5 protein-coding genes are annotated in these 4,074 nt (G+C 71.4%); 1 reads left to right on the top strand and 4 read right to left on the bottom strand.

Going from position 1 to position 4,074, the window contains the following annotated elements; all coding sequences use genetic code 11:
• The first annotated feature begins 135 nt into the window (after positions 1 to 135).
• Positions 136 to 981 carry a helix-turn-helix domain-containing protein gene (locus K206_RS0109285; RefSeq protein WP_020202140.1) on the top strand — a complete coding sequence of 282 codons (846 nt, stop codon included), beginning with the start codon at positions 136 to 138 and terminating at the stop codon, positions 979 to 981.
• Between the two features lie 2 nt (positions 982 to 983).
• On the opposite strand, the gene K206_RS0109280 is transcribed toward K206_RS0109285, so the two are convergent.
• The 4 genes from K206_RS0109280 to K206_RS0109265 all read right to left on the bottom strand — a co-directional run bounded on the left by K206_RS0109280 (position 984) and on the right by K206_RS0109265 (position 4,032).
• Positions 984 to 1,742 carry a 3-hydroxyacyl-CoA dehydrogenase gene (locus K206_RS0109280; protein ID WP_020202139.1) on the bottom strand — a complete coding sequence of 253 codons (759 nt, stop codon included), beginning with the start codon at positions 1,740 to 1,742 and terminating at the stop codon, positions 984 to 986.
• A gap of 243 nt (positions 1,743 to 1,985) precedes the next feature.
• Positions 1,986 to 2,651 (bottom strand): adenylate kinase, encoded by a 666-nt coding sequence (adk, locus tag K206_RS0109275; protein WP_029043405.1) that lies wholly within the window; start codon positions 2,649 to 2,651, stop codon positions 1,986 to 1,988.
• A 359-nt stretch (positions 2,652 to 3,010) separates the two neighbouring features.
• Positions 3,011 to 3,820: a 3-deoxy-manno-octulosonate cytidylyltransferase gene (gene kdsB, locus K206_RS0109270; protein ID WP_020202137.1), complete on the bottom strand. Its 810-nt coding sequence runs from the start codon at positions 3,818 to 3,820 to the stop codon at positions 3,011 to 3,013.
• Between the two features lie 23 nt (positions 3,821 to 3,843).
• The gene (locus K206_RS0109265) at positions 3,844 to 4,032 is read right to left on the bottom strand and encodes a Trm112 family protein (protein WP_020202136.1); all 189 of its coding nucleotides are present in this window, start codon (positions 4,030 to 4,032) and stop codon (positions 3,844 to 3,846) included.
• Positions 4,033 to 4,074: the final 42 nt, after the last annotated feature.

Here is a 4,074-nt window from a genome sequence, read left to right as displayed (position 1 = left end):
GGGGCTTGCCCGCCCGCCGGCTTCGACGTACTGTAGCAGCCTGTTTTCCCGGTACAAGTCACCGTTTTATCCTGGTATAAAACGCACCAGTTTTCGCCGCTGGGCAGGCCGGGAGCCACCGCCCGCCCATTGCACATGACCGACGCCGCGCCCCTTGCCGCCACCGCTGCCCCGAACGACGCCCCCAGTGAGCACGAACTGACCCGCGAAGCCGTGCTCGGCCGTTTCCTGCGCGCGCACCGCGAGCGGCTGGCGCCGGCCGAGGTCGGCCTCGCGCCGGGCCGCCGGCGGCGCACGCCGGGCCTGCGGCGCGAGGAACTGGCGCAACTGGCGGGGTTGAGCGCGACCTGGGTGACGTGGCTGGAGCAGGGCCGCCCGGTGGCGCTGTCCGCGCGCGCGCTGGCCGGGCTGGCCGGCGCGCTGCGGCTGTCGCGCGCCGAGCGCGCCTACCTGTTCGAGCTGGCGGGCCGGCGCGACCCGATGCAGGCGCAGGACGGCCACGTGCCGGCCACCGTGATGGCGAGCGTGGAAGCGATCGCCGGGCCGGCCTACCTGCTCGACCGGCAATGGAACGCGCTGGCGTGGAACGCGGCGGCGGCGGACCTGTTCGTGGGCTGGCTCGACGGCGCCAGCAGCGAGCGCAATCTGCTGCGCAGCATGTTCCTGTCGCCGGGCCTGCAGGCGCTGGTGGAAGACTGGCCGCACCGGGCGGCGCGGCTGGTGGCGGAATTCCGCGCGCACAGCATCCGCCATGCCGAGGACCCGCCCACGCGCGCGCTGGTCGAGGGTCTGCTGGCCGAGAGCCCGGCCTTCCGCGCCGACTGGCTGTCGCAGGACGTGGAGGAGCGCCAGGGCGGCCGGCGCGGCTTTCGCCATCCGCGGCGCGGGCTGCTGCATTTCGAGCAGCTCACGCTGGTGCCGGCGGCCGCGCCGGGGCTGACGCTGGTGATGCTGATGCCGGCGCAGCGCGCCGGCGGCTGAGCTTACTTGGGCTGCATGCGGATGGCGCCGTCCAGGCGGATCACCTCGCCGTTGAGCATGGTGTTGCCGATGATGGCGGCGACCATCTTGGCGTACTCGGCCGGGCGGCCCAGGCGCGGCGGAAACGGCACCATCCGGCCGAGCGCGTCCTGCACTTCCTGCGGCATGCCCAGCAGCATCGGCGTCTCGAAGATGCCCGGCGCGATGGTCATGCAGCGCACGCCGTCGCGCGACAGGTCGCGCGCGATGGCCAGGGTCATGGCCACCACGCCGCCCTTGGAGGCGGCGTAGGCGGCCTGGCCGATCTGCCCGTCGAAGGCCGCCACCGAGGCGGTGTTGACGATCACGCCGCGCTCGCCCTCGGCGTCGGGCGTGTTCTGCACCATCGCCGCGGCGGCCAGCCGGATCATGTTGAAGGTGCCGATCAGGTTGACGCGGATGGTCTTGTCGAACGCATCGAGCGGGTGCGGGCCGTTCTTGCCGACGGTCTTGCTGGCGGTGGCGATGCCGGCGCAGTTGACCAGCCCGGCCAGGCGGCCCAGCGCCGTGGCGGCGGCCACCACCGCCTGGCCGTCGGTCTCGCTGGTGACGTCGCAGCGCACGAAGCGCCCGCCCAGCTCGGCCGCCAGCGCCGCGCCGGCGGCCTCGTTGAGGTCGGCGATCACCACCTTGCCGCCCGCCGCGGCCAGCATGCGGGCGCTGCCCTCGCCCAGGCCCGACGCGCCGCCGGTGACAATGAATACGTTGTCGCGGATTTCCATCTTTGTCTCTCTCCTTTGATTTCGGGATGCTCGTTTCGGGATGCTTGCCCCGGGATGCGGGCATGCCGGACCGGCGCTGCCGTTGGATCGGCATGTTGGCATAACGTTTACGTAAACGTCAATCAGTGGCCGATTAGCGCGGGCGACTTCCGCCCCGGTCCCAAAACGAAAAAAGCGGCCCGAAGGCCGCCTTTCGCGTGCGCCGCGCGGCGTTGCCGCCGCGGTCGCTGATTCAAATGCCGCTTACTTCAACGCGCCGAACACGCGCGCCGTGATGTCTTCCACGCTGCCCACGCCCGCGATCTTGCGGTACTGCGGCGGCGCGACCTTGGCGCTGGCGTCGCCCTCGGTGGCCCACTTGGAGTAGTAGTCCACCAGCGGACGGGTCTGCTGGGAATAGACGTCCAGGCGCTTCTTGACGGTTTCTTCCTTGTCGTCCTCGCGCTGGATCAGCGGCTCGCCGGTGACGTCGTCCAGGCCTTCGGCCTTGGGCGGGTTGTACTTGACGTGGTAGGTGCGGCCCGACGCCACGTGCACGCGGCGTCCGCTCATGCGCTCGATGATGGCATCGAACGGCACGTCGATTTCCAGCACGAAATCGATCGCCACGCCCGCTTCCTTCATGGCCTCGGCCTGCGGGATGGTGCGCGGGAAGCCGTCGAACAGGTAGCCGCCCTTGCAGTCGGCCGCCTGCAGGCGGTCCTTGACCAGGCCGATGATGATGTCGTCCGACACCAGGCCGCCTGCGTCCATCACCTTCTTGGCCGCCACGCCGAGTGGCGTGCCCGCCTTCACCGCGGCGCGCAGCATGTCGCCGGTGGAGATTTGCGGAATGCCGAACTTCTCGCAGATGAACTGGGCTTGCGTGCCTTTGCCGGCGCCGGGCGCGCCCAACAGGATCAAACGCATTTACGGGTCCTCAGAGTTTTGAATCTGGTAAGGCGGGGGATGGAAGGAGGGTAACGCCGAAACTTGACGCGAGGCTTACCGCGCCGCGGGGGCGGCGCGCCTCGGATCGGAGTCTGGTCTGTCGACGGCCGGCATGCCGCGGCTCGCTGCCGATGGCGGCGACCCGGATACCGGACGGGCTCACTCTTTTCATCTCCCCACCGAGCCTTGGCCGGGCGTCTGAACGCCCGACGGCTCTGTATCGTCAAGCATTATGCCATGAGGCGGCGTAAAACCGGCTTGCCGGCACGGTGACAACTGTCATGACAGCCGTGCCGGTGATGCGCGCGCGCACCGCGGCACCGCGCGCCGGGGTGGCGTCAGGGGCCTTCCTGCGCCATGCCTTGTGCCCACAGCGCGCGCACGCGCTCCAGGTCGGCCGGCGTGTCGACGCCCGGCGCGGGCGCGGCGGTGGTCTGCAGCACGCCGATGCGCTCGCCGTGCCACATCGCGCGCAACTGCTCGAGCGCCTCGGTCTGTTCCAGCGGCGCCGCCGCCAGCGTGGGAAAGCGCCGCAGGAACGCCGCGCGGTAGGCGTACAGGCCGATGTGGCGCAGCACCGGCATGTCCGGCAGCGCCGCCTGCGCGTCGGCCGCGGGCCGGGCCGGCACGCTGGCCCAGGCGTCGCGCGCCCACGGGATCGGCGCGCGCGAGAAATACAGCGCGCGGCCGGCCGCGTCGCACACCACCTTCACCACGTTGGGGTTGAAGACCTCGGCGATCGCGCCGATCGGGTGGGCGGCGGTGGCGATGGCGCAGTCGGCGTGGCGCGCCAGGTGCAGCGCCACTTCGTCGATCAGGCCCGGCTCGATCAGCGGCTCGTCGCCCTGCACGTTGACCACGATGGCGTCGTCGGCCAGGCCCAGCAGCGTGGCCACCTCGGCCAGGCGGTCGGTGCCGGACGGGTGGTCGGCGCGCGTGAGCACCGCCTCGATGCCGTGCGCGGCGCAGGCCGCGGCGACCTCGGCGGCGTCGGTGGCGACCACCGTGCGCTGCGCCGAGCTGGCGTGGGCGCGCTCGGCCACGCGCACGATCATGGGCTTGCCGCCGATGTCGGCCAGCGGCTTGTCGGGCAGGCGGGTCGAGGCCAGGCGCGCCGGGATGACCACGGTGAAGGCGGGCAGGGACATGATGCGGGCTCGGTATGCGTGGGTCAGTCCGGCGAGACCAGGCGGCCCGGCACGGTCTGGCGGGCCTCGTCGGCCAGCATCACGGGGATGCCGTCGCGGATCGGGTAGGCCAGCTTGTCGACCTGGCAGATCAGTTCCTGGGCGGCGCGGTCGTATTCCAGCTTGCTCTTGCACAGCGGGCAGACCAGGATTTCAAGCAGCCGGTTGTCCATCTCGGGTTTCCTTGGTGTGGCCGGCCGCGGCCGCGGCGCCCG

The organism is Cupriavidus sp. WS (assembly GCF_000395345.1).
In the GTDB taxonomy this organism is placed as follows: domain Bacteria; phylum Pseudomonadota; class Gammaproteobacteria; order Burkholderiales; family Burkholderiaceae; genus Cupriavidus; species Cupriavidus basilensis_B.
Note: the sequence above shows the minus strand (reverse complement) of the source record. Positions and strands in the feature narration are given on the sequence as shown.

Bases quoted from the DNA above. Each gene is read 5' to 3' on its own strand.
- K206_RS0109285 (WP_020202140.1), top strand. From the start codon at position 136: ATGACCGACGCCGCGCCCCTTGCCGCCACCGCTGCCCCGAACGACGCC.
- K206_RS0109280 (WP_020202139.1), bottom strand. From the start codon at position 1,742: ATGGAAATCCGCGACAACGTATTCATTGTCACCGGCGGCGCGTCGGGC.
- adk (WP_029043405.1), bottom strand. From the start codon at position 2,651: ATGCGTTTGATCCTGTTGGGCGCGCCCGGCGCCGGCAAAGGCACGCAA.
- kdsB (WP_020202137.1), bottom strand. From the start codon at position 3,820: ATGTCCCTGCCCGCCTTCACCGTGGTCATCCCGGCGCGCCTGGCCTCG.
- K206_RS0109265 (WP_020202136.1), bottom strand. From the start codon at position 4,032: ATGGACAACCGGCTGCTTGAAATCCTGGTCTGCCCGCTGTGCAAGAGC.